General features: G+C 66.2%; 1 protein-coding gene and 1 pseudogene. Both read right to left on the bottom strand.

Annotation, left to right across the window (positions count from 1 at the left end):
* Nucleotides 1–99 precede the first annotated feature (99 nt).
* Nucleotides 100–360 (bottom strand): annotated as a pseudogene (locus tag MKK55_RS29350) (molybdopterin-dependent oxidoreductase); the annotation flags it as partial.
* 30 nt (nt 361–390) lie between these two features.
* Entirely contained in the window at nt 391–549 is a 159-nt protein-coding gene (locus MKK55_RS29345) for a hypothetical protein (protein WP_409566074.1), read from the bottom strand.
* Nucleotides 550–745: the final 196 nt, after the last annotated feature.

Raw genomic sequence — 745 nt, 5'->3', positions numbered from 1 at the left:
AAGGGACCCGACGTGACCGGGGAAACCCTGCTGGACGTCGCCTCGGAAATGGCGAGGATCTAGGTCCCGCGTGAACGTCGACGGCACGTCCCTGCCACCTCAGATGCCGGCATACCAGGCGTAGCCCTGGTCCTCCCAGTAGCCGCCCTTGCCCTCGCCGAGCTGCGCGAAGCTCTCGACCACCTCGATGCGCATCACGTACTTGGCCTGCTTGTAGCCGAGGTTGCGTTCGACGCGCAGGCGCAGCGGGGCACCATTCGAGACGGGAAGCGGCTTGCCGTTCATCTCGTAGGCGAGGATCGTCTGCGGGTGGAACGCGTCCACGAGGTCGATGCTCTCGTAGTACCGGACCGGCGATCCGCCGCTGGCCGCGGTGTCCTCCGACGCCTGCTAGCCGCCGGAATCCTTCCTGTTCTCGCCACTGCCCGACTGTTTGGCCATCGCCGGGTTGGCGTTGCCGGCGGGAGCCGCCTCGTCGGTCTCCGCGCCTTCCTCGCCGCCTTCCAGCGGACTGCCCTGGTCCATGGTGTCGGCGCAGTGGACCACCACGTAGCGCGTCTCCGGTTTCAGCTTGGCCCGGGAGAGGGGGTGGGAGAGGCTAGGTTGATGACGTGGAATGCGCGGCCCATGGGGCCAAGGTGATGTTCGCCAACATGTCTTCAAATATAGTGCACCCGGCGCAGCTACCTTGGAAGTCGTGTCGGCAGACCTCACCTTGGCCCCATGGGCAGCGCGTTCGACGTCA

The organism is Methylobacterium sp. J-059, from assembly GCF_022829485.1.
Classification (GTDB): Bacteria; Pseudomonadota; Alphaproteobacteria; order Rhizobiales; family Beijerinckiaceae; genus Methylobacterium.
Note: the sequence above shows the minus strand (reverse complement) of the source record. Positions and strands in the feature narration are given on the sequence as shown.